Genomic DNA, 24,201 nt, shown 5'->3' on the forward strand with positions numbered 1-24,201 from the left:
ATACCCTAGGCTATGTATTGAACATATAGAGTAATCCCCTAAGCACCAACTTACCCTCTAATTAAAAAATAAGTTACACTACCCTAAAATTTAAACTAGGGAATGCTTAATTGAGCCATACACCAAGGACAATTGTACTTAGAAAAACAAATATGCTCTTTGATTTTCTAAGTAAGCTGATGCTGCTACTCATTATCATGTGTATGTTCATCCCTTTCTCTCCTAAAATGCCGGCACCAGGAATTGATCCTTCATGGGCTCTTGGTCTAAATCAAGCAGTGGCTCAAGGGTTAGCATTTGGTAAGGACATTATATTTACCCTAGGTCCCTATTCGTCTTTATACACAAAAGCGTATCATCCAGCTACGGATTTTTTAATGATTTCTGGCTGTCTTAGCCTAGCAATTTCTTACTGGATTTGCCTACTTTTTTTAATGAGAAGAAAACCATGGTACTGGTTTCTTATTTATTGCGTTCCGTTTCTGGGTATGATTTATGCTCGTGACTCTTTATTTTTTTCATACCCATTACTTGCAGGACTAATAAGTTATCAAATTATATTCATTGAAAATCGCGCTATGCTCGCCAATATTTATCTTTTATTGCTTGTTTTTTTTCTGTTCGCTCCATTCGGCTTACTTGTGCTCATCAAGGGCTCCATGCTCATTCTGTGTATGCTCATGCTCATTTTGTGTTTTATCTTTTTCCTCACCAATAATGAAAAAAAACTAGCATTCATTTGTCTCGCATCTCCTACAGTGTCAATCATTTTTTTTTGGCTTATGGCAGGACAACACCTCTCCTCCTTACCTGCCTACCTAATAAGCACAGTGTGGATAGCATCAGGTTTTACAGAAGCGATGTCTACTAATGGAAATGCGAATGAGGTCATTTTATATTTATTTACTTGCTTATTAATTCTCCTAGCCATTTCATGGCAAAAAAAAATAACAATTGGTGCAAAAATATTCTTACTGGGAATTTATTTTGTGTTTTTGTTTGTTTCTTTTAAAACCGGTTTTACCCGTCATGTGGGACATGCCTTTATACCTGGCACCTCTGCTTTGCTCGCAACGCTATTTTTACCCTTTATTTTTAACTCCCGGGTCAATGCGCTACTTATTCTTGTCTCATTAAATAGTTGGTATTACATTAATAGTCACTATACAGGTATATCACTTCGAGATAACTTCATCTCTTCTTATTCCTCAGCATGGCATGGTCTAAAAAGTAGAATACAGGATCCTGATTGGCTTAAAAAAAACTTTCTGTTTACGATGAACTTCTTACGCGATCAAACAGCCTTTCCTCGGTTACAAGGTACTACTGACATTTACTCATATGATCAATCGTACTTAATCTCTTCGCAAAATATTTGGTCCCCACGTCCAATATTTCAGAGTTATTCTGTTTTTAATCCAGGCTTAGCTGAAAAAAATAAAAAGCATCTTCAAGGGACAAATAATCCGGATAACATTATTTTCAAAATCGAACCAATTGATCAACGCGTTCCTTCATTAGAGGATGGGGCAAGCTGGCCCTTATTACTGGTTAATTATAAGCCAACTCTGTTGACGAGTAATTTTCTGTTCCTTCATAAAAAGAAACATCCTCATCAAGTCAACTTAACGTTATTAAAAAAAGAATTTCACGTTTTAGGTGAGCATGTAAGACTACCGAAAAAACAACTGCTCTTTGTTGAGATTAATTTGAAACCAACTATATGGGGGGCTCTAGCAACTATTTTCTTTAGGCCACAACAATTACAAATTACTTTGCAACTAAAAAATGGAACTACAAAACAATATCGGCTCGTTGCAAATATGGCGAGATCTACTTTTCTTCTCACACCACTCATTGAAAATACTGATGAATTTTCAATGCTCTATGAGAAGGATAACAAATTAAATGATAAAACTGTGAGCTCTATTATCATCACAACAAGTCAGGAAATAAATTGGCATTGGAATAATACTTATACGATTAACTTTAAATATATTGATACTGGGAAAATATTTTCTTAATGAATAATGGGATCAATCAGGATGCATATGTAGTTGGTGCATTTGAAAGTCAAAATGGAGTTGTTTTAAAGGAATTAGGTAAGGAATTTATCGATGAATCATCATCGCTTTCTTCTAAAAGTCTAATAACTTCACTATCACTTGTAGAGTCCAATGGCCTAGGACTCTTGGGCTCTATGGGAGCTGGCGAAGAAGAATCCATCTCGCCGAATAAACCCAGTATTTTTGTATAGGAGCGTTTTGGTTGCGCTGATTCGGGAGCAATTTGCAGTTTGGGTAAAACTTTATAAAGACCATAAAGAAATGAAAGCTCCCCATCATTCAATGCTGATTGATAGAGCTTTAAATCCTGCTCATCGCCATTAAGATTGGCAAGAAAGGCTTTTGCTGCTGCAATTTTTTGGCTCCTGGGAACTCCTAAGCTTAATATATTTCCATATTCAGCCTGGCCTTCGCGCTCACGAATATAGATTGTCAGCGCCTTTTTAAGAAAATCAGTTTGCACATTACAGTCATAAGAGCTAATTAATTTTGCTAAGGGAGCGTTGGATTTAATATCATCACTTGTTAACTCCGTATGAGTAAGCAAGGTAGGAAGCAATTCGAGATGATTGTGCTTACAAATCAAATCCAAAGGCCTTAAACCTTCTTTTGTGCGAAGATTACAATCTGCCCCACTCTCAAGAAGCATTTCCACTAGTGCTTTATGGCCCTTCATGCAGGCAAGATGGAAAGGAGTTATACTATTCGCCAGTTGGTTGCAATCTGCACCTCTATTTAGCAATGCTCCTACTACTTCTTTATTTCCGTTGGCACAGGCAAAATGCAAAGGAGTTTCTTTACTTGTTGTCTGCTGATTAAAATTTGCCCCAGATTTGAGTAATAGTTCTACCACTTCGAATTGGCCGTTTACGCAAGCACTATGTAAAGGGGTTTCTTGAGAGGTCGACCGCTGATTGCAGTCCAATCCCTTTTCCAGAAATAATTGTACTAGTTCTATGTTACCGCTGCATGCTGCTGCATGGAGAACACTAAAGTTTTTTGCATTTAGCAAGTCTAAACGAGCATTATTCTTCAAAAATAGCTTAGCCAATTGCTTGTTTCCATTAATACAAGCTTCATAAAGAGGCGTATTTCCCTCTTTGTTTTGTTGATTGATATCAGCACCTTTGTCAATTAAGTATTGGGCAAATTCTACAATTTCAGGAGTAGGGTTTTTAGTTGCGGCTATGGCGTGCAGCACATTCCCTAATTCGATGGCATTATTTTTTATATTAAAACTTGGATGCTCAGCAATTTTATAGGCTAACTCATAATTTTTAACCCAAATAGCATGAAAAATTGGGCCAAAAATTTCAGGCCTGTTGACGTCTATCGATGGAATAGTTAATAAAAATTCTGCAGCCTCATTACTGCTCGATATAGCAGCCAGTGCTAAGGCAGTACCATTTGCTTGACCAGGTAAGTTCACATCGATTGTGCTAAAATCCATGCGCCGTAAAGTATCAACATCATTTCTTTCAGCCGCTATGTGTAACAGTGTAGGGCTAGATTTACTTGCTACTAATGCCTGTATTGGTTCTGTTTTCTTTAACCCCGTAAGATCTAGGGGATTATTTTGATGAGTAAATACAGAGGTTGTCATAACAATTGGCGTAGGCTCTCGAAACCAATCAAGAAAAGAAGAGTTTGAGAAATAAGAATTTAATTCATTTGCAAGTTCTTCACTGGTATAGATCTTATTTATTTCATCTAAATGATTCGTATCAATTATTTGAAACCGATTAGGTCCTATAACTCGAACATTTATTGCATGACCATTTGCACCAAATTCAATTGCTACATCAGGTATTCCTTGTAGTTTTTGGCTTATCTTTTGGAGATACTTAGTTAATTCCGTTAGCTTATATTGATCATTTGTATGGAAGGCACGCTCTAAACCGCCTAATTCCTCTAATGCCTCCGACTGAACATATTCGGAGATTTCAACTTCATGAAATTGGCGAAGAAATTTATTAAATACCTCTTTACTTTGTGGTGATAAATAAAGTGCCATACCTTCATAAAAAACAGGAACTTCTAGTAAAGCTTTTTGCGCATCGGTGAGCTCATTGAATGTTTTCTGATGGTACTTAGGATCTTCTTTTGCCCGTTGTTCGTCTTTAACTAATAATTTTTTTACATTGGTAATATCTTGTGCAAGTTTTTCAGGTTTATCTGCATATTGCTCAAGGAGCTTTAATCTTTGCATAAAAGTCTTTTCTTCTCCTGAACATACAGCCTGAATCCACATGCTGGAGAAACCTTTGCACAATCCCCTTTGAGATAGAGAGTAACCAAGATGTATCCCTATCATGATGAGCTGAGAATGACGCATATTCAGTACTCCTACGGCATATTTTTTAATTATAGGTTAAATTTTAGACTCCAGAACAAATAGTCCGTGGCAATGATGACTTGTACGCGGTAAAGTGGGTAAGTTGATCAAAACGATTTTTTATGTGCCAGAAACGGTGCCACCAGTGTAAGAAGTGATTTAAAGCTGCAACAACTTACTTTACTATCCTTTCTTTCAAGATGGTCAACTTACTGACCGGGAGAAGTTGTCCATGAGACAGATCAAACCATTGATTAGGCTAATGCCTACTCACTCTCTCCCACTCGTGGGAGAGGAGATTTCTTAATGGCAGTAAGAAAAAAGCTCAAAACAAATTTATTTTTGTAGAGAATACCCATCATCGAGCCAGCCTTGTAGCCCAGTTTCTAATGAATAAACATCGGTGTATCCCATTTTTTGTAAATTGTCGGCAACCAACGCAGATCGAAATCCCCCGCTGCAATAAACAATAACTTGCTCATCTAAATTAGGAATTGTTTTTTCAATATCTCGTTCAATAACGCCCTTACTCAAGTGTATTGCTGTTGCAATATACCCTGTTTCCCTTTCATTAAGTTCGCGTACATCAATAAGGGACATATGCTCTTTAGATTCAATTTTTTCTTTTAATATTTTAGGACTTATTTCTTTAATACGTTTTTTAGATTCAGTTACCAACGATAAAAATCCCGGTGCATGTTGCTTTTTCATCAAGTTCTCCCATGTTTTTATTGCATATTATTTTTTTCACAAGGCACTTTCATATTTCATCGATGTCCGCAAATTCATTTTGTTTAAATTTAACTCCATATTTTGTAATTATGATCATATAATCCACTAAATCAACTTAACGCATCAAAAGTTTCCGGAGTGGTTGTAATGAAATCAAAAACGTTTTTTAACCATGTACCTAAACGTGAGCACGTAGGTCATAAGCATCAAAATGAATATTCTAGAAGAGTATTAGACTTTGTTTTAAAAGAAAAGTGGCATACTGAAATAACCTCTTCAATTCCAAAATACGTTCAAAACTTCAAAAAAATGTACTCAACGAAGTTTGATACATTTCCCAAAATTGCGGAATCAATAGAAAAACAGAATAAGGGACGATTTATTTACAGAGGCATGAGCCTTAGGGAGTTAGTAGATGTCCTAAGTCATACAAAATTCATATGCGCACCCAAGCAAAAACAAGACCACTATGATATTGCTGAGCACGTTGTAGCGAATAATACATCAAGATTTCTCTCTTTAACGCCATCATTAATCCTTGGTAGTCGATACGCCAGTATAAGCAGCATAATTCCCAGTAATGGGGCAATAATGCAAACCAATCTACCACCCTTTTTTATTGATCCTAAAGAGCTGCTAGGCACGCATCCAGAGTTATATCAGCGCTACCATCAACGTAAAGAAAATGATGAACGCGCAACTGACACCGCGAATTTTCAAGGAGTATCCGATGTGATGGAAACAACCTCAGGAAACTCAGAAATCACAATGATTAGGAATTTTGGCAAAACTTATGTCGGATTAGGAATGCACGATGTAAAATCAATTCATTTATTAACCGTTCCCGGTCAAATATTGTGGCAATGGACAAGCATAAAAACGCCTTTACATGAAATTACCTTTGAAAATCCAGAGTATAAGCCTAGAGTTTGTGTGATTAAAACTGGCTTTGTAGCCCATGATAATTATCTTAAAGATGAGTTTGATTTAGTTAACAAAAGAAATAGAGGTATGGGGCTCATTCCTCCTGAAGGTAGAGTGATTACATTGCATGAAGCAAAAAAAATAGCAGAATCAGGTTTATTGGAGCAAATTAACAAGGCATACGAGAGTGAGGATACCTATGTTTTTTCACATGTTCCAACATACATTCCAATTAATGATATAGACGCAATTATGGAATATATAAATCAAACCATTAGATCATTGCCTAACCTCAAAAAAATAATGCAAGGGCCTACAATAGAAGAAATCCCAGACTCAGAACCAGAAAGACCTAAAACAGTATAAATTACATCGATAAAAATCAGACTGTCAATTTATTGACATGGTAAATGCAGGCGATTTGGTACAGCAGCTATCAAATCGCCCTTTTTTAGTGATGACCTTTTCTAATGCGCTTATACCAACCTTTTAACTCAGGCCAAAATGCAATAATGAAGATTATAAGGGTAAACAAAATCACTGAAATGACCATTTGCACAATAGGAAACTTCAGCTCATCATGTGCAACAAACCAACTTGTAATCGATCCTGAGACCACAAAAAGTAATCTTAAAAGCCAAAAAAACATAAATAACACTCCAGATAATTTATGTGCTTACATGCTATTTGAGTATGGTTAAAATTAAGCCTGAAATAGACTACGTCCATGACCGGAACTGTTCACCAGATTTTCTTAATTCCATTATTATTTTCTGCGTACGTACAATAAAGCCATAACACATGAAGCTTTGCGCGATAACTCATCACTACCGCGACTAGTAAGGATAATAGGCACATGAGCTCCTAATACTATTCCCGCCGCTTCAATACCGGATAAATAAGTCATTTGCTTGTAAAGCATATTACCCGACTCAACATCAGGAACAACCAAAATATCCGCATTACCAGCAACTGGAGAACAAATACCCTTTTCACGCGCTGACTCCATGGATACAGCATTATCAAATGCCAAAGGGCCATCTAAAACTCCACCAGTTATCTGTCCACGCTCAGCCATTTTACACAAAGCGGTTGCATCGAGAGTCGATGGAATTTTTTCATTTACAGTTTCAACTGCAGAAAGAATAGCAACATTAGGAGTACCTAGTTTAAGCGCATGGAATAAATCAATGGCATTTTGCACAATGTCACATTTTTCTTTTAAATTAGGAAAAAGATTAATTGCTGCGTCAGTTAAAAAAATTGGCTTTGGATATCCAGGTACATCCAAAGCGAATACATGACTCATCCGACGCCCTGTTCGCAAGCCATTTTCTTTAACAACAACAGGCTTCATCAGCTCCTCAGTATGAATTTTCCCCTTCATAATCGCTTCAACTTTTTTTGTTGCAGCGAGTTTCACTGCTATTTCAGCGGCTTCGTTGCTGTGTTCTGTAGCAATAAGTTCATACGCAGAAATATCAACTAAGGCCTCCTTTGCGGCATCAAGAATTTTTTGTTTCGGTCCAACAAGAATAGGAGTAATTAAACCTTCTTCAGCAGAGGCAACAGCACCTTTTAGAGACAGCACATCAACTGGATGCACTACTGCAGTTTTAAGGGGTTTTAAGGAGTTTTTTGCTGTAATTAAGTGCTGATACCAATGTTCTTGCTTCGGCTTCAACTCTACTTCAGGAAGTTCAACACGTTTCCTTCTCACCTTTGCTGTTGGGGCGATAACCGTTGCAAGGCCACTAATGACCGTTTTTCCTAACTGATTCACACACTTACAATCAAGTTCAACAATGTGTTGTTCGGGTATTTTATTGACTACTACAAGTGTAACGGTGACTGTATCACCTAAAGCAACTGGATGTTCAAACTTTAAAGTTTGATCTAAATAAATAGTTCCAGGACCAGGCAGCTCTGTTCCTAGGACTGTAGATAAAAGAGACGCACCCCACATCCCATGAGCAATGATTTTATGAAACATATCATTTTGAGCATACTCTGCATCAACATGTGCGGGATTTACATCTCCAGACATAACCGCAAAAAGCTCAATGTCTTCCTTGGTTAATGTTCGTATTAAACTTGCTGACTCACCGATTGCTAATTCATCAAAGACATGATTTTCAATATAACTCATTTGTATGCCTATTATTATAAAGGTTTATGTAAATCTGCCAAAATAAGTTTGATATACAAATGTAATTTGTCAAGCAAAATAGTTTTCGCTATTTAGTCTACAGTTTAATAAATACCCATCATTATGTAACGTAAAACATTTAGGAATAATGATTATGATGCATGCTATGGTTTTGGAAAAGCCAGGACACAAACTAATCTACAAACAGGTAAAAAAGCCAACTCCTAAAGAAGAAGAAGTACTCATCAAAGTACATGCCTGTGGTATTTGTCGAACCGATTTACATGTTGTAGACGGGGAATTAAAAAATCCCACGCTTCCACTGATTCCAGGTCACCAAATTGTTGGTACCATCGAAAAAATCGGCTCTTCAGTCCCCCATTTTGAGATCGGCCAACGAATTGGAGTTCCTTGGTTAGGCGGAAGTTGTGGGACGTGCTCATTTTGCTTGTCTGGGCGCGAAAATCTTTGTGATAACGCTCGTTTTACTGGCTATCAAATAGACGGTGGATTCGCAGAGTATTGTGTTGCGAACCACCGGTTTTGCTTTCCCATACCCGATGGATATTCTGATTATCAAGCTGCACCACTCTTTTGCGCCGGGTTAATTGGCTATCGTGCTTTATTAAAAACCAATAATGCCGAGCACTTAGGATTATATGGTTTTGGCGCTGCAGCGCATATTCTTATTCAAGTAGCACAAAAGCAAAAACGAAAAGTATATGCTTTCACTAGCCCCGGCGACACCCATGCTCAGGAGTTTGCTTATAAGCTAGGAGCTACATGGGCTGGAGACTCAGATAAATCGCCACCACATCTTCTTGATGCTGCAATCATTTTTGCACCTGTTGGCACGCTTGTCCCACTTGCACTTCGCAATACAACAAAAGGTGGTATTGTTGTTTGTGCAGGAATCCACATGAGTGACATCCCCAGTTTTCCTTATAATATTCTCTGGGGTGAACGAACTCTTTGCTCTGTTGCCAACCTCACGCGCAAAGATGGAGAAGATTTTTTATCATTAGCACCAAATGTACCCGTTAAAACAGAAACTCATACTTATCCATTGACCGAAGTCAATCAGGCGCTTGAGGATCTTCGTCATGGAAGGTTTACAGGTGCTGCAGTTATCACTATCTAAAGTCTGAGTAACCAAATCTGTGGTATATCCCCTCCCCTAACCCACTCCCCAAAGGGACGCAGGAGAGGGCATTAAATAATTTTCCGTAATCAGGAGTCAATACAAGCCCTGGGTTCCGCTAACGTCGCACTCATGTTACAAAAACGAGACAACTTTTTATTGTTAATGCCTCTTGATTTGGTGCATGAGATTTGGGAGTATCGGCATATGACATCTGTGCCATTTTATTTATCAAAGGGAATTATTATGTTTCAACAAGCAATAGTACGTACACCATCACCCAACCTAATTCATGGCTTAACATCAACTACAGAATTAGGTCGTCCAGATTATTTCAAAGCCCTTGAGCAACATCAAAATTACATTAAAGCATTATCCAGCTGTGGTGTGGAAGTTACTGTCCTACCTGCTACAAACGATTTCCCTGATTCATGTTTTGTCGAAGATCCAGCCCTTCTTACAGATAAAGTTGCAATTCTGACTCGACCAGGAGCTCTATCAAGACAAGGCGAAGTTGATTTAATTGAACCATGCATTCAATCTTTTTATAAAGGACGCACCTATAGAATAGAAGCCCCAGGAACGTTAGAAGCGGGGGATGTCATGCAAGTAGAGGATGTTTTTTACATAGGAATTTCACAGCGCACCAATCTTGATGGCGCGCAACAATTGACTTCAATATTGGCACAATTTGGCTATAAAAGTACGTTAATCGAACTTAAAAAATTCCTTCATTTAAAAACAGGCATTTCCTATCTTGGGAATGGTCACGTGCTAGTCAATGGTGAATTAGTGAATCATCCTGCCTTGATGTCATTGAAACAATTAATTGTTGATGATAACGAAGCTTATGCAGCAAATTGTATTAGGGTGAATAATGCAGTCATTATGCCTCAAGGTTTTCACCACACCACAGAAATGGTACGTAATTCAGGTTGTGACGTCATTTCTGTGGATGTAAGTGAATTTCGTAAAATTGATGGTGGTTTAAGCTGTTTATCATTGAGATTTTAATGAATAAAAAGCTAACTGTTTTTAGTTTAACATTGATGACCGTTGGTTCAGTTGATAGCATACGCAATTTACCTGCTGCGGCATTAGTTGGCACAGATATTTTCTGGTATTTTGGACTGGCGTTATGCTTCTTTTTGCTGCCCAGCGCAATTATTGCAGGATGGTTTTCTTCTCAGTCTCATGAGGGAATCTACGGATGGGTCAAAAAAAGTCTAGGTCCAAAAGCAGGCTTTATCGCCATTTGGTTCCAATGGATGCAAAACATCCTTATTTATCCCACATTTTTCAGCTTTATCGCGGGAACACTTTTATATTGTATCAATCCGAATTTCATTGAGAATAAAGTACTTCTTTTTATCCTAATCAATCTTTTTATTTGGTGTTTGACTTGGGTTAACATAAAAGGCATTTACTTGTCTCATCGGGTGACTGTTTTTTGCTCCATCTTTGGATTATTGCTTCCATTTATCTTAATTTTGGCTATAGGGACTATTTGGATGATCTTTTATCCTCAATCCCTAAACCATATTTCCCCATCCAATCAGGATTCATGGGCATCTCTAACCGCGATTATTCTTTCTTTTTGTGGGATTGAGATTGCTGGTGTTTATACCCAGGAAAGTAAGCCAGGCGCTTTACCTGTTGCCATTGTGCTTTCAGTAATTATTATTTTTGTTACGATGCTCTTTGGTTCACTGACTTTAGCATTCATCCTTTCTCCAAAACAATTGAATCTTATTGGTGGCATTCCCGAACTATTTCAAGTATTTTTTACGCAAATTCAATTTGCTAACCTAAGCTTGGTTGTCAATATTTTAATTGTTTTGGGCTGTATTGGTTGCGCTAATAATTGGCTTATCTCTCCACTGAAAGGCCTTTTGTTTGCGAGCAATGATCTCCACCATTCAGCACATCAATCCCCTTCCAAATTCTTGCTGATCCAAGCATGTGGCGTGTCGTTTATAAGCACCCTTTTTTTATTATTTCCAAGCATTAACGCCTCATACTGGTTTATGATTACTTTAGCAACGCAAATGTATTTATTCATGTATGCGTTTATGTTTGCAGGGGCAATACGATTAGCATGGCAAGAAAAAAAACGCTTTTATTGGTTAATTACCACATGCTCTATTTTTGGATTCATAGGTATTACCATTTCTCTTGTAGTTAGTTTTACACCACCTAGTTCATTAAAATATGGATCGTTATTACGCTATGATTTATTGATTATTGCATGTTTGTTACTCATTGGTTTTTCATCTATTTTATGGAAAAAAGTGCTAAAAGGATCCGCAAACAATACACAGCAATTTGGGCTATTGATAGATCAACAACCTCAAGATTAACATATTGATTTATCTGTTTATTAGGAAACTAGCTACTTTACTTTAAACCTTAAAAAGTTTATAATTTGAACAGATGTTTAATATTGGAGTCTCTTCCGTGCCTACTACTTCATTGCCCACCCGATCTGTACCAATGACTTTAAGTGAAAGTCAACTAGAACGATTGTTTGCATCCATAGAACGAAATGGCAATCCTCATACCGCACAAACAGATTCTTATTTAGCAATTCAGCTTCTTTCTCGTTTTGGACTACAGAATGCGAAACAAGTAGCTGAGTTTCTTAAAACAGCTGGTGGTAACGAAACCATCAACATGATAGTTCAAGAGCTTGTGAAAGAAGAGGCACAAATTCAATATATCAGAGAGCAAACCGCAGAAGAAATGCTCAAGCAAGAAGGCTTGCTTCTTCGCCTTCTTGCATTCATTGCAAAAGATAAAGAGCTTGCGAAACACGTCAATCAAATTATTCAACAACAAATCGATCAAAAACTTAAAGAAACAAAAACTGTTGAAGGAAGTAGTGCTAACTCTATTGCGATACAAATCTTGGACGCTAATATTCGAGCCTATAGCAACGTACTTAACGCTCTTAATGAAGAACAAGAAGCTCTGGAAGAAGAATTAGAGGAAATAGAAGAAGCGCTGAATGCTCTTGAAGAAGAAGCCTTATTAATGGAAGAAGAGCATGCCCATATGACTGACCATTTGGATGCGCTTAATGCGTTTCTTCAAGCACCCCTGTTCAACAATCAACCAATTACTCAATTTGCTAGTTATTCAAGCCAACAAATAGCTTCTTTAAGTGCACAACTTGCAGCGCTTAGAGCGCAACATACTGCACAGGTTGTCCCCTCAATTGATGTCAGTAGGGCACAAACCATTGAATCACCTATCGACAGAAAAATTCGCATGCTGCAAGAGCGACTTGACTTTTATCAAAATCAATTTGCACAACCTCCACATAGTCATGAACAAGTAGTTCAACGATTAATCGATCAGGTACGTGCTCGATTAGCCGAAATGCAACATCACGATGAAATGCAAGTGCCTCTGATGTCCCGTCAACGTGAATTGGATGGATTAAGATTACAAGAACGTGGATTCCTGCAAGCACAGCAGTTTTTGAAAAAAGAAAAAATTCTCCTTAATGCCCATTTGGAACCTGTTAATGATTTTAATCAGGCTTACTTAATTATTGATCCGAGTCATAAAGCACGTTATCAAAAACACGGTGATTCCTATGTCGTTCTTTCTGAGGGCCTTGATCCACAGCGTTTGAGCGAAGATGACTGGTTGCAAGCAAAACTAAACTATGAGCGCGCAAAAGCCGATGTTTGTTGTGTTAATGCAGATTACCATGCGAGAAGACAGCAACGATTTGACTCACTGAATCAACGTATGGAACCTCTTCAACTTAAGAAAAACAATTTCATTGATCGTCTTGATCAAGTTAAGGCAAATAAGGTTGAGATACTTCATGCATTATCCAGTGCTAAAGCACAACGTGCGTTACTAAACCAACCTCGTGAGGAAGTTACGCCTTTGGCAATGTCTCCCAGACCAACTCCCAAAGCAACGCCTAAACCCGCTCCCAAATGCAGCTACTCACTGATGATGCGCAATTTAGAGTGCTTGGTACCAACCCATGCACCTGCGCCACGCCCTACAGACATTAGAAATGTGAGAGATGTACTTGAAGCAGTGGTTTCACCTGCTCGAAAAAATGAATTGGATGAACTCATCAATGAAGTCAGACCTGGTGAAATTATGCAGCCAGAAGTGAGACTTGGTTGGCTCTATAGAATCAAAAAACTCATACCGGATATCCCTGTACCCGAGTTGGACTCTCAATTAAAATTTAAAAAATAACAATACACTCACGTACTCGTGAGTGTCATAGAAGATAAGTGTAGGCGGGGTGTAGCAGCCCAGTCTACGTTTGTCACGAAATGCTAAGGCAATGAGGCAGTAGAAATGAGCACAGAGCCTAATTCTTTTGATAATCTATTTGACAAGATCGAATACAAATTGGTACCATCAAAAAATAAATAATTTATTCCACACTCTGTAATATATATGAACAAAAACGCGCATCATCAATGTTCTTTAAGCAACTCTTTTGGGTTGGTGCGTGCTATTGCTTCTGTCGCGTCTGTGGTGGTGGTCGTCGTGGTCTTTCTCTCCTCACCCTAGAGTTGCGTTTTCGATTATTTAGCCTCTCTAGGGAGAAGGCAAAATAATCAAACGATACGACTAACTATCTTGAGGAAATTCACTATGGGAAATACACTCGATGCAGAGGCATCGCAGAAACAAATCACTTATCGCGCCATCTTTATCATTAGTTTATGTGCTGCATTTTTATTTTATAAATATATCCTCCAAAATTTTCCAAGCGTAATGCCTCAACAATTGATGGATACATTTAACCTACAAGGACTAGGTCTTGGTGTTTTATCAGGAGTATATTTCTGGACCTATCTGATTGTGCCTTTATTTGTAGGAATTATTCTCGATCATTATGGAACACGCTGGGTTACAACAGGGGCCATTTTTTGCTGCGCTATCGGAATTTATATTTTCTCCCAAGCCCAGGAGTTAAATACCGCGATTTTAGGGCGTGCTTTAACAGGAGTTGGTGTTTCCTTTGCTTCCATCGCTTATTTCAAATTAGCAGCAGTATGGTTTCCAAACAAATATTATGCATTGCTTACCTCGTTCCTTGTTACCGCTGCCATGGTTGGTGCAATATTTGGACAAATGCCGCTAGCATGGTTAGTCAGTCAGATCGGATGGAGAGCCAGTTTAGTTGATGTAGCTTGGATGGGGATCATTTTAGCATTCTTGTTCCTGTTTGTTGTTCAAGACAAACCATCCTATTCCATTGAATCATCAAAATCTGAAATTCATGCTTCTAAAAACCCGCATTTATGGCAAGATATTTTGTTAATAGTAAAAAATAAACAAAACTGGCTATTAACCGGATACAGTGGTTTAGCATTCTCTCCCATAGTTATTTTTTGTGGCTTATGGGGAAATCCTTTTTTGCAACAAGCATATCATTTAGATAAATTAGTTGCCCCATCTCTCATTTCTCTGGTTTTTGTAGGATTAGCTCTTGCATGTCCTGTATTTGCTTTATTTACTAACCGCATACAAAATCGTTGTGCTTTTATGTTTTACAGTACTTTAGTGTCTGCTTTATCCATTAGTTTGGTAATCTACGCACATCCTATGCCACTCTGGTTACTGAGCATATTGCTCTTCCTTTTTGGGTTTAGTTTAGGGGCATTTCCAATCGTATTTGTAATTGGAAAAGAATCAAATCCATTATACCTGGCAGGTACAGTAACCTCTTTAATCAATGCCAGCGATGCATTTCTGGATGCAGTTACTGAGCCAGCAATAGGAAAACTTCTTGATGTCTTTAGTAACGCCAGTACTTCTCATGAGTTTTCACTATTTAGTTATCATATCGCTCTCGCTATTTTGCCGTTATACCAGATAATCGGAGCATTTTTGATGCGATGGGTTAAAGATGAGCATCGTGCGGTACATTAAGGAGCATGTTGTACGTCGTAAACTCCTCAGTAAGGTAGGCTGGGCTGTTAAGTCCAGCACTTTAAATTTCGCTAAAATTCCCTTAAAAATAAGATCAAGCTAAACGCTGGGCTTAACAGCCTAGCCGACAATCACTACTATTCCTTTTCCTGCTTCATGATAACAACTCAATACTCTCAACATGAACATATACCCAGGCAAGTATGCCCGAAGTAAGTTTCACTTGAATCCGTTTGTAATCTTCCACCTCATAAGAATCAGCTTTTTTTAACTCTGCGGGACTTATCTCAAACACCATCCCATCCACACTATCCGTTGATTTTCCAGTATAAGTAATAATTGGATGTTCATCTTCACCGCTTGCAGCAATGACGCTGGAATCTTTTATCTTAACTTTAGACATGCCAAAACCAGGAAGGCTATCTACTGCTCCATGTAACTTTCTTCCAAAATTACTTAATTGAACCGATTCATAACGTAATGTTCCATAAGAAAATAGCTTTTCAGTATTCACAACAATCTACCTCTAAATAATCGAATTGTGGCCGATTATCCAGGTTTTTTTATCAATCACAAGATTGCTGGCTTTAGAATAGTTTAAATATTTATGATCAAATAAATAACTCATTTTTTAATTGAAAGCTTTGTTATACTGTAATTATGTGCACATACTTTTAGGGACAAAATAAATGCGCTTATTACCAATTTTTTGTATTCTATATGTATGTACTAATTCATCTGTTTTGGCAGCAAAACAACACACTTATCGTGATGCGGTAGGTCTTCGTCATAGTTTGTCAAAGCAAGAACTTTCTATTTATATCGATCAAAACAAAATATTAAAAAATATCCCCTACTTACAAAAAACAGGTATCGTTGATACAAATCTTTCCAATACAGAGGCGGGTTTCTATGCCACTGAACTCGCAGCACAAGTATCCATACCGTATGTCACTAAAATTATTCAAAAACTGTATTCTTCGAATGTAAAAGCAGATCAAATTTATATTAAGTCCTACCTTCTTGCTACGGACTCATATGGTAATAACACGCCATCCTTTTGTTATTCATTTACTTTTAACCGTCAGCTGTATCAAAAAATTAATTGGAAAAATTTTCAAGCAAATAATATTGTAAAAATTGTCCCTGATTTCAAAGTATCAGACATGTGCAAAGCACTTGCTGAAACAAGTCCTCTTAGTATTTGAAAGTATTAACGATTTCGATTCGAATGCATGCTTGAACTTGCTACGACTTTATTACGACCCATCTTTTTGGCTTCATAAAGTGCTTCGTCAGTTTGGGATATTAAAGCATCTATTCTTTTGCCATCATAAGGATAAAAAGATATCCCAATGGAGATAGTCACTGAAAAACGATGAGTGGCGGTACGTAAACGATTACGAATTAAGTCTGACTACCTTCTACGCTGTATTTATCTAAAGCCAATAATATCTTTTCTTCAAGTGACTTGGCTTTTTCTAAGGGTTGATTCACCCCATTGATAATAATAGAAAAAATAAATGTTTTTTCATTTGGATTAATCATAAAACCCGATAGTGAAGAAATATCATGCATTGAACCCGTTTTTGCGTATACTTTTTTCTCAAGTATTGTTTTCTTCATTCTATCTTTGAGTGTTCCTGAAACACCTGCTTGTGGTAAGGCCTTGAAGAAAATCGTATTCATGTCTTTATCATGATAAAGATCGCTAAGTAGGTTGACCATTTGTTCCGCCGTCACCAAATTATAACGAGTGCCTTCACCATCCACGATCTCCATTTGCGTCATATTAAGATGTGTATGCTCAGATAATATTTTTTTAATCGCAAAAGCACCTTCTTTATGAGTTCCCTTTCCGGTGAGTGAATAACCTAATTTTTTAGTTAAACTGTTTGCATAAAGATTATCAGATTGCTGTAACATATGTGTTATTAATTTACTAAGGGGTTTAGATTGGAAACTGGCAACAAAAGCAGTATCTGATGGAGATACTCCCGTAGTGATCGTTCCTTTCACGGCAATATTGCTTTGATTAAGGGTCTTTTTGACTACTTGTTTTACTAATAAAATGGGATCAGGAATAGCAAGTTCGATTAATTTTGGGTTTTTATCCTGAATCATGCAACCATATAAGCGCACAGTATTATTGGGTTTCGTTTCAAGATTCAGACTACAATGATTTTTTTCCTCTTCTTTACTCACTGTCACTACTTCATTAATAAGAGTTAAAGCTTTGGGAAGAGTTTTGGGCTTCGCCTTGGCGAGTTGGCCTAATTCATTTGCACTAATTAATTCATAAACCACTTTATTATCATTCAAAATTGCTGCGGTATCTGGTGCCGCGTAATACCATCCTAAATCGTCATAAGAGGTTCCACTTGGATAATATGGGGATTGATATTGTGAGCTATCAATTACCACATTGCCGTTTACTGTGTTTACATTATTTTTTTGCAAACTCAGCACTAAAGAAGTCAAATTATCTACAGTAAAAGACGGTGACCCAGTAAATTGAAGATAGTAATCCTGATTTTTTCGTGACAGTGTGGTTATAAAACGGTAGTCTGGTTTTAATTGATAAAGCGCAGCTGCTGCTGTAAGCACTTTCATACCACTGGCTGGAGACAATAGTTTATCCGCATTTCTGCTGTAAACAACTTGCCCGGTCTGGGCATCTTTAATCAATACGCCAACGGTTGCATGGGGCAATTGTTGTGCAATAATCCCATCTATTTTTTCTGAAAGCGTTTGAGAATTGCCAAGTTGGCTAACGAATAAAGCTGCGAAAGCCCATAAATAATTAGAATAGCGCACGACAAATACCCTAATAAGATACGTAGAGTATAGCTTTACCCATTCAGAGACGAAGTGCAACCCCTAATCTAAGTATTTTGCAGCTGCATCAGTCCCAGACTCATCTCTTTCATAATGACATCGAATTTGATATGTATATAAAAGGATGTTGTTTCTTATCCAGCCAATAAAGTAGTTTTAACAAATGAGGTTTATCCAGAGCAAGACATCCATGTGTTCCTACATTAATCGATTGCCAAAGATGTATGAAAATAGCACTACCGGCTCCAGGGACCACTGGATTCATATTGTAATTGATGACTGCACCCATTTTATATGCGTCAATAAGCATCAATTCATAGCTTTTGGCGTTTGTATCGCCGCTGACCCACGTGTTATAACGCTCATGAGAAACATCATCTATAAATTTATCATCCGCAGTGATGTATTTAAAATCCATTTTAAGCGCTAAAGGTTCTGATCCAAATGCAGTACCCAGGGAATATAAACCAGCTGGGGTTTTCATATCCCCTTCCTTCTTTTTCCCTATAGGCGCTATACCCTCTTTCCCCACAACGGCAGGAAAAGAATCCAATGCCTGTATCCATGAATTTTTTCGTTTCTTACATGCTGTCACTTTTACTTCAAAGCCCTTGATGAGCTGCACTACAATCACTTGTAATGATGAGTTTGGAACGTCTTGTAACGCGGCTACATCACAAGGCTCAGCAGCTTGTTTAGTCATTGCCATAAAGAGACAAACTAAAATGAGTAAAAGTACCAAAAAAACATATGTAATTTTTGATTTTGCCATTTTAGAAGCTCAAATTAGGGCTAGCTGGTTTCATAAAGGTATGTGAAAACGCTTCTGGTGTTGGGTCCTTTGTGTTTAACTCATCAAGATAAATCATTTTAAAGTAAGATTTATTAGCCAATGAACTTATGTCTGGATTTTCAGGGTAATATTTAAGCAAGGGAAAAAACAATGCTTGCCCAATAACATAACGTTTGTCTCTGCTTGCGGGGCTAAGCCCCCAAATGTTTTGATAGGTCATTGCCGCTTCTTCATGATTTATAGATCTGTTTCCTAAATAAAGCATCACGTGGCCGCCTATATAAATCAGTGTCATGAGTGGATGACCTTGTGTTTTCAAAGTACGAATACGTTCATCAACTGTGTTTTTAGTTAAATCAACTCCTGAACTTATTTTTGCCTGTTGTGCCGAATTACGTGGTAACCAAATACCAAACGGAGTAAATAGACTCTTTAATTCTTGTGAGCAATCATTAAAAAAGAAAGCTCCGCCCCATCCATAAGGACGATTTTGTAATTGTTTCAGGATCTTGGCCATATTTTTTTTTGAAGCCTCAAGCGGCATCACACTTGCAGAATGCGACGACACAACCCCAATCTGAGTCACTGCTTGATGATGCTCATTTTTTACTGGAATCAAGATAGATATATCATTATCATCTCGACCAACAAATGGAAATACAGCGCCAATATAGCCTGTCAATTCGAAGTGATGATGTTGATTCATAACGCTTGTTTCTGTTTCCGTAATTGCAACAAGTCCCTTCTTCGCTGCGTTTTTCCATTGCTCAATAAATTGAGTTGAGGCATAAGCAATATCCGAGCTTTTTACCCAAGCAAAATAAGCATCAGGTGTTAAGACCAAAGACCACGATTTATCCTGTGACATAGTAAAAACATAGAGCGGTGTTCCTGCCCAAATCACTGACTCTTGCAGGTTATCAAATGGAAATCCTTGGCCAGGTATTGTGAAATGATAAAAATCTGGAGCATGCTCAGGAAGCGCACGCGCAAATGTATTATTTACGGCAATAGCCTTATTTTTTTCGTTAAAAGCTAGTGTTTCAATAGCTGGCAAATCCATATTGCGTTGGATGCGATTAAGCCATAGTGCATCATGCTCTTTAAAATTTTCCGCGTAGTGTCGCTCTTCATTGGCTTTATTTTGATTGTCGTATTCTTTTAATATCTCCAATTCAATTTTCTTTACTGTAGGAAGAGTAGCAACAACCATCCTCTCACTCCAAGGAGAGAGGCCTTCGGGGCTATCAGCATAGTAATGATTATAAAACTGCAGCAGTTGTGCCGCTTGATATTCAGGTTTTAATAAAGGAAGCTCATAGTCATCGCTGTCTGAGGGCAAATAATCATTAATATTTTGGGAATAAGGTTTTATCGAAAAATCATAAATAGGGACTTCTGTTGCACAAGCAGCTGATAAAAAGAAAATTCCTAATAATAAAAATCGCCTGCTCATGTACTTAAGAGTAACTAATCCAAACCGCATATAACAGCTCCACACCAATAAAATTTGAGCAATTGTATCATAATTTGAGCTTTAGGTAAGAATTTTATCCTCTAAAACTACAGGTGATTCTTCCGACATGGAGGCAACATGCTCATGACGTGCGGGACTTAACAATCTTTGCGACGAATACAGAATAAAGATACTTAAGGGCAATAAACTCAATAAATCAAAGGGAAACTTTAAAATACCTATTCCTTCAAAACTTCCTAAGTAGGAAATAACAAGGATGGTAACCATATAAAATAAAAACCAATATAAAAGTGCACTATTATCCCAAGTGTTTTTGCGGTGATAGACACAATAAATCAAAATACCAAAAAGTAAGGCAATATCTAACTTCCAAATGACTGAGAACCCACACCAATACAGCATTAAATTACAAAAATAAAATGCTGCGTAAGAACAAACTAAAGCCCCAGCAAGTCTAAAAGGTCTTGGTGTTTGTGGCTGTAGTTTACGCATGGCTAAAAGACATATAGGTCCAATGCTGTATGACAAAATACTCGCAGAAGAAAGAAAAGCCACCAACTTTTGCCATCCAGGAAATGGAAGGAAGGAAAATATTCCCACTAATAAATTTGCATAAAGCGTCACGTAAGGAATTTTATGGCGATTCACCTTTAAAAAGATTTTGGGCAAATGATCATTTAATGCCATTCCATATAAAATTCGCGAAGTTGCTGCGGTATAAACCAATGTTGTTCCAAAGGGAGAAAACGCCGCATCAATTAATAGCAAGGTGGCTACAACACCTAACCCTAAAACTAAGGTTAACCCCACTAAAGGTCCACTATCGCCAGGATAACTCAAGGCATGCCAGCCATTAGCCAGATATTTCTGAGGAACTGCAGCAATAAAACTCAATTCCAACATGAAATACAAAATAAATCCGATCAGTACAGCCCCTAAAATAGCAATAGGAATACTTCTCTGGGGATTTTTTACTTCTCCTGCCAATATCAAGCCGTTTTGGAATCCAGTAAATGCAAAGGCAACCCCCCCTGCAGAAAGGGCCGTGAAAATACCTATCCAACTTTCTTTAGTAGACAAATCAATTGCGACATTGCCCATGGACGGTGCAGCATGTAATAAAGAAACGATGGCAATGCTTGGTAATATAAATTTAATAATACTTGCATATTTATTGCATTCAACAAGCAATTTAATTCCATACGAATTCAATACAACGACAAAAAGCATGATGCACATTGCTGCAACATAGCCATATCCAGAAAGCGCGAACGTTGCTGAATCTTTGACAATTAATACCGGAAAAAAGTGACTTGAATACTGCAGAATTGCCTGAATTTCTATAGGGGTCATAACGACATAAGACAACCACGAGGTCCATGCGAATAAAAATCCGACTTCCTTCCCATGAGTGAAGGTTGGATAATTAGACATTCCTCCAGAAATTGGAAACATGGTTCCAAGTTCGCACAGAGGCAGTGCGATAAATAGCATAAATACAGTAGCAATAATCCATGAGATCAATGAATTACTACCGGCCATTTGGGCGCTAATGAATGGACTAAACAACCATCCTGAGCCAATCATTCCACCTGCGGAGACAATTAGGATGTTCGTTGTTGAAATATCACGTTTTAACATAATAAACCTTATGGTGCAGGCAATATTCTAATTTAGCCCAGAAGGTACTGATTATACAAGTTTTTAATCACTCTCAATCACTGGACTTTGAGCATTTTATATTTCTAGTTGCTAGGCACCTAAGAGTTTATTTTTCTACTGAGCTTGTCATCTTAAGCAGCTGGTGCAACCGGTGCATTTTTTGCGGGTGCAGCAGTTAAATCATATGCGAGTAAATGATTGCGTGATTGCAAATCTTTAAAGAAGCGATCACGGCATGTGGTCACAGATAATTTATTGGAAAGATCGACCATTTCAGGTATTGAATTAGATGTTAAATAAGTCGATACAGATAAAAACATTGCTGCAGCTAATTTTTTATTTTTAATCAGTTGAGGTCCTTGTAAAAGCCATAGTTGCATTTCTGGCTGCAACCAACCCATAGCTTGATTAAAATTAAGTTTTTGGGTCTTCATTAGCGCATGTAGTTTTGTTGCTTTGGGAACTAAGTGGACTATATCTATTTTTGCTGCGGATTTTTTTAACTCAGAAGCAATAACAGATTGGAAATCTGGATTAAATGTTGCAAGGAGCTGTAATAAATCGCGCTCAGTAGAGAATGCCTTTTGAGATAACTGAGCGACAATTGTTTTTGACAATGCAAGTCGCTCGTCGGTATTCTGAGCCAAGGCTAAAACATTGTTGGCTTCCGTCATATATCCGCATTGTACATAGCCATGTGCCATTTTCTGCAACAATGCGAATCGCTCAGCAGGACTCTGCGCTAACGCGAAAACTTTATTTGCTTCCACCACATATCCGTCTCGAGCATAGCCCAATGCCATAGACTGCAACACAGCAAGTCGGCCAGCAGAATTCTGAACTGACGCAAGGGCTTTGTTGGCCTCCGCCACATATCCACCTTGAGCATAGCCACATACCAGTTGTTGCAGCACTGCCAGTCGTTCAGCAGGACTATCGGCTAACGCTAAGACTTTATTTGCTTCCGCCACATGTCCGTTTAGAGCATAACCATATGCCATGTACACCAACAATGCACGTCGCTCAATTGAATTCTGAGCTAACTCTAAGGCGTTGTTTGCTTCCACTACATATCCGCCTTGAACATAGCCTAATGCCATATGCTGTAACAGTGAAAGTCGGTCAGCCGAATTTTCAGCTAAGGCGAAGACTTTATTGACCTCTGACACATGTCCACCACAAGCAAAACCAAATGCCATTTGCTGCAGCACTGCAAATCGGTCATCAGAATTCTCGGCTAATGCTAAAACATTGTTTGCTGCCGCCACATGTCCGCCGCGAGTATAGCCATACGCCATTTCCATCCACAATTTGAGTTGGTCAGCAGGATTCTTCACCAACATTAGGACTTTGTTTGCCTCCGCCACATGTCCGCCTTGGGCATAAGCTAACGCCATGTATTGCAACACCACAAATCGGTCAGCAGAATTCTGTACTAACGATAAGACTTTGTTTGCTTCTGCCGCATGCCCTCTTAGTGCATAGCCAAATGCCATATGCTGCAACACCGCGAATCGGTCGGCAGAATTCTGCACTAACGCTAAGATTTTTTTTGCTTCTGACACATGCCCGCCTTGAGCATGGCCTGATGCCATTTGCTTCAACAATTTGAGTCGGTCTACAGAATCCTGTGCTAGTACAAACACTTTATCTGCTTCCACTACATGCCCGCCGCGAGCATAGCCATATGCTGCCCACAATAATGAAGCATTGAATTCTTTAATTAAAAAATTAACTGACTCTATATTACCTTCAGCTGCTAATTTACTAACTGCCACATCATTTGTTGTAGCATGTTGTACATCAATAGTGGCGAAAAGAAGTATTTTATTAATTGCTATTTTGGCTTCATTTCTATTCAGATTTTTTGCCGCCTTGTAAATCAGTTCACAAAAACAGATATCATCGGAATTGGGCTTCTTTTGTGGTATCTCTTTTGAATCACTTTTAAAATCTAACTGACTGACAACTGTTGGCATGAACTATACTCCGCTACCTGATGGCCTTACACCCTCTAATTTCAGCATATTTTAGTACATGTTAATTGGGCGAGCCATAAATATTCGCCATGCTGGCTATTTTTCAGTCATTACTATGCTGCAATTCTGGTTTCCTAGAATCGCTTGCATGTGCTCACGGTTTTGAAAGGTATTCGAAAAAAA

General features: G+C 38.0%; 19 protein-coding genes. 8 read left to right on the forward strand and 11 right to left on the reverse strand.

Annotation, left to right across the window (positions count from 1 at the left end):
- Positions 1 to 110 precede the first annotated feature (110 nt).
- Positions 111 to 2,024, forward strand: coding sequence for a hypothetical protein (locus Lste_RS07310; protein WP_237760445.1), 1,914 nt, complete (start codon positions 111 to 113; stop codon positions 2,022 to 2,024).
- Positions 2,025 to 2,073: 49 nt separating this feature from the next.
- Here the strand turns inward: Lste_RS07310 and Lste_RS07315 are convergent, their stop codons facing one another.
- Together Lste_RS07315 and Lste_RS07320 are read right to left on the reverse strand one after the other, a co-directional pair.
- Positions 2,074 to 4,401, reverse strand: coding sequence for an ankyrin repeat domain-containing protein (locus Lste_RS07315; RefSeq protein WP_058510393.1), 2,328 nt, complete (start codon positions 4,399 to 4,401; stop codon positions 2,074 to 2,076).
- Between the two features lie 336 nt (positions 4,402 to 4,737).
- Complete coding sequence (locus Lste_RS07320; RefSeq protein ID WP_058510394.1) at positions 4,738 to 5,112, reverse strand: rhodanese-like domain-containing protein; 375 nt, start codon at positions 5,110 to 5,112, stop codon at positions 4,738 to 4,740.
- Between the two features lie 168 nt (positions 5,113 to 5,280).
- Here Lste_RS07320 and Lste_RS07325 point away from each other — a divergent pair, with 168 nt between their 5' ends.
- The gene (locus Lste_RS07325; protein ID WP_058510395.1) at positions 5,281 to 6,423 is read left to right on the forward strand and encodes a hypothetical protein; all 1,143 of its coding nucleotides are present in this window, start codon (positions 5,281 to 5,283) and stop codon (positions 6,421 to 6,423) included.
- Positions 6,424 to 6,508: 85 nt separating this feature from the next.
- Here the strand turns inward: Lste_RS07325 and Lste_RS07330 are convergent, their stop codons facing one another.
- Complete coding sequence (locus Lste_RS07330; RefSeq protein ID WP_058510396.1) at positions 6,509 to 6,706, reverse strand: hypothetical protein; 198 nt, start codon at positions 6,704 to 6,706, stop codon at positions 6,509 to 6,511.
- 117 nt (positions 6,707 to 6,823) lie between these two features.
- Positions 6,824 to 8,206, reverse strand: a complete 1,383-nt coding sequence (locus tag Lste_RS07335) for a bifunctional enoyl-CoA hydratase/phosphate acetyltransferase (RefSeq protein ID WP_058510397.1) — start codon at positions 8,204 to 8,206, stop codon at positions 6,824 to 6,826.
- 157 nt (positions 8,207 to 8,363) lie between these two features.
- Between Lste_RS07335 and Lste_RS07340 the strand changes: the two genes are divergently transcribed.
- The 5 genes from Lste_RS07340 (at position 8,364) to Lste_RS07360 (ending at position 15,269) form a co-directional block, all read left to right on the forward strand.
- A complete protein-coding gene (locus Lste_RS07340; protein ID WP_058511678.1) occupies positions 8,364 to 9,347 on the forward strand; it encodes a zinc-dependent alcohol dehydrogenase family protein in 984 nt (327 codons plus the stop codon).
- A 132-nt stretch (positions 9,348 to 9,479) separates the two neighbouring features.
- The gene (locus tag Lste_RS07345) at positions 9,480 to 10,361 is read left to right on the forward strand and encodes a dimethylarginine dimethylaminohydrolase family protein (RefSeq protein WP_272947116.1); all 882 of its coding nucleotides are present in this window, start codon (positions 9,480 to 9,482) and stop codon (positions 10,359 to 10,361) included.
- A complete protein-coding gene (locus Lste_RS07350; protein ID WP_058510398.1) occupies positions 10,361 to 11,707 on the forward strand; it encodes an APC family permease in 1,347 nt (448 codons plus the stop codon). The genes Lste_RS07345 and Lste_RS07350 overlap by 1 nt, the downstream gene beginning before the upstream one ends.
- A gap of 97 nt (positions 11,708 to 11,804) precedes the next feature.
- Positions 11,805 to 13,577 carry a hypothetical protein gene (locus Lste_RS07355; RefSeq protein ID WP_068310913.1) on the forward strand — a complete coding sequence of 591 codons (1,773 nt, stop codon included), beginning with the start codon at positions 11,805 to 11,807 and terminating at the stop codon, positions 13,575 to 13,577.
- A 408-nt stretch (positions 13,578 to 13,985) separates the two neighbouring features.
- On the forward strand, positions 13,986 to 15,269 hold the full coding sequence (locus Lste_RS07360) for an MFS transporter (protein WP_058510399.1): 1,284 nt from the start codon (positions 13,986 to 13,988) through the stop codon (positions 15,267 to 15,269).
- Between the two features lie 154 nt (positions 15,270 to 15,423).
- On the opposite strand, the gene Lste_RS07365 is transcribed toward Lste_RS07360, so the two are convergent.
- Entirely contained in the window at positions 15,424 to 15,783 is a 360-nt protein-coding gene (locus Lste_RS07365; protein WP_058510400.1) for a gamma-glutamylcyclotransferase family protein, read from the reverse strand.
- A 175-nt stretch (positions 15,784 to 15,958) separates the two neighbouring features.
- On the opposite strand from Lste_RS07365, the gene Lste_RS07370 reads away from it, so the two are divergent.
- A complete protein-coding gene (locus tag Lste_RS07370; RefSeq protein WP_058510401.1) occupies positions 15,959 to 16,477 on the forward strand; it encodes a hypothetical protein in 519 nt (172 codons plus the stop codon).
- A 5-nt stretch (positions 16,478 to 16,482) separates the two neighbouring features.
- Here Lste_RS07370 and Lste_RS18730 read toward each other — a convergent pair whose 3' ends face one another.
- From Lste_RS18730 to Lste_RS07395, 6 genes are all read right to left on the reverse strand, one after another.
- On the reverse strand, positions 16,483 to 16,677 hold the full coding sequence (locus tag Lste_RS18730) for a diguanylate cyclase (RefSeq protein ID WP_083503931.1): 195 nt from the start codon (positions 16,675 to 16,677) through the stop codon (positions 16,483 to 16,485).
- On the reverse strand, positions 16,677 to 18,086 hold the full coding sequence (gene dacB, locus Lste_RS07375) for a D-alanyl-D-alanine carboxypeptidase/D-alanyl-D-alanine endopeptidase (protein ID WP_058510402.1): 1,410 nt from the start codon (positions 18,084 to 18,086) through the stop codon (positions 16,677 to 16,679). The genes Lste_RS18730 and dacB overlap by 1 nt, the downstream gene beginning before the upstream one ends.
- Before the next feature lie 109 nt (positions 18,087 to 18,195).
- Positions 18,196 to 18,879 (reverse strand): L,D-transpeptidase family protein, encoded by a 684-nt coding sequence (locus Lste_RS07380; RefSeq protein WP_058510403.1) that lies wholly within the window; start codon positions 18,877 to 18,879, stop codon positions 18,196 to 18,198.
- A 1-nt stretch (position 18,880) separates the two neighbouring features.
- Positions 18,881 to 20,386, reverse strand: a complete 1,506-nt coding sequence (locus Lste_RS07385; protein WP_083503932.1) for an SH3 domain-containing C40 family peptidase — start codon at positions 20,384 to 20,386, stop codon at positions 18,881 to 18,883.
- Between the two features lie 51 nt (positions 20,387 to 20,437).
- A complete protein-coding gene (locus Lste_RS07390; RefSeq protein WP_058510404.1) occupies positions 20,438 to 22,018 on the reverse strand; it encodes an APC family permease in 1,581 nt (526 codons plus the stop codon).
- A 152-nt stretch (positions 22,019 to 22,170) separates the two neighbouring features.
- A complete protein-coding gene (locus tag Lste_RS07395; protein ID WP_058510405.1) occupies positions 22,171 to 24,018 on the reverse strand; it encodes a hypothetical protein in 1,848 nt (615 codons plus the stop codon).
- Positions 24,019 to 24,201 lie beyond the last annotated feature (183 nt).

It is taken from the genome of Legionella steelei, from assembly GCF_001468005.1.
Taxonomy (GTDB): domain Bacteria; phylum Pseudomonadota; class Gammaproteobacteria; order Legionellales; family Legionellaceae; genus Legionella; species Legionella steelei.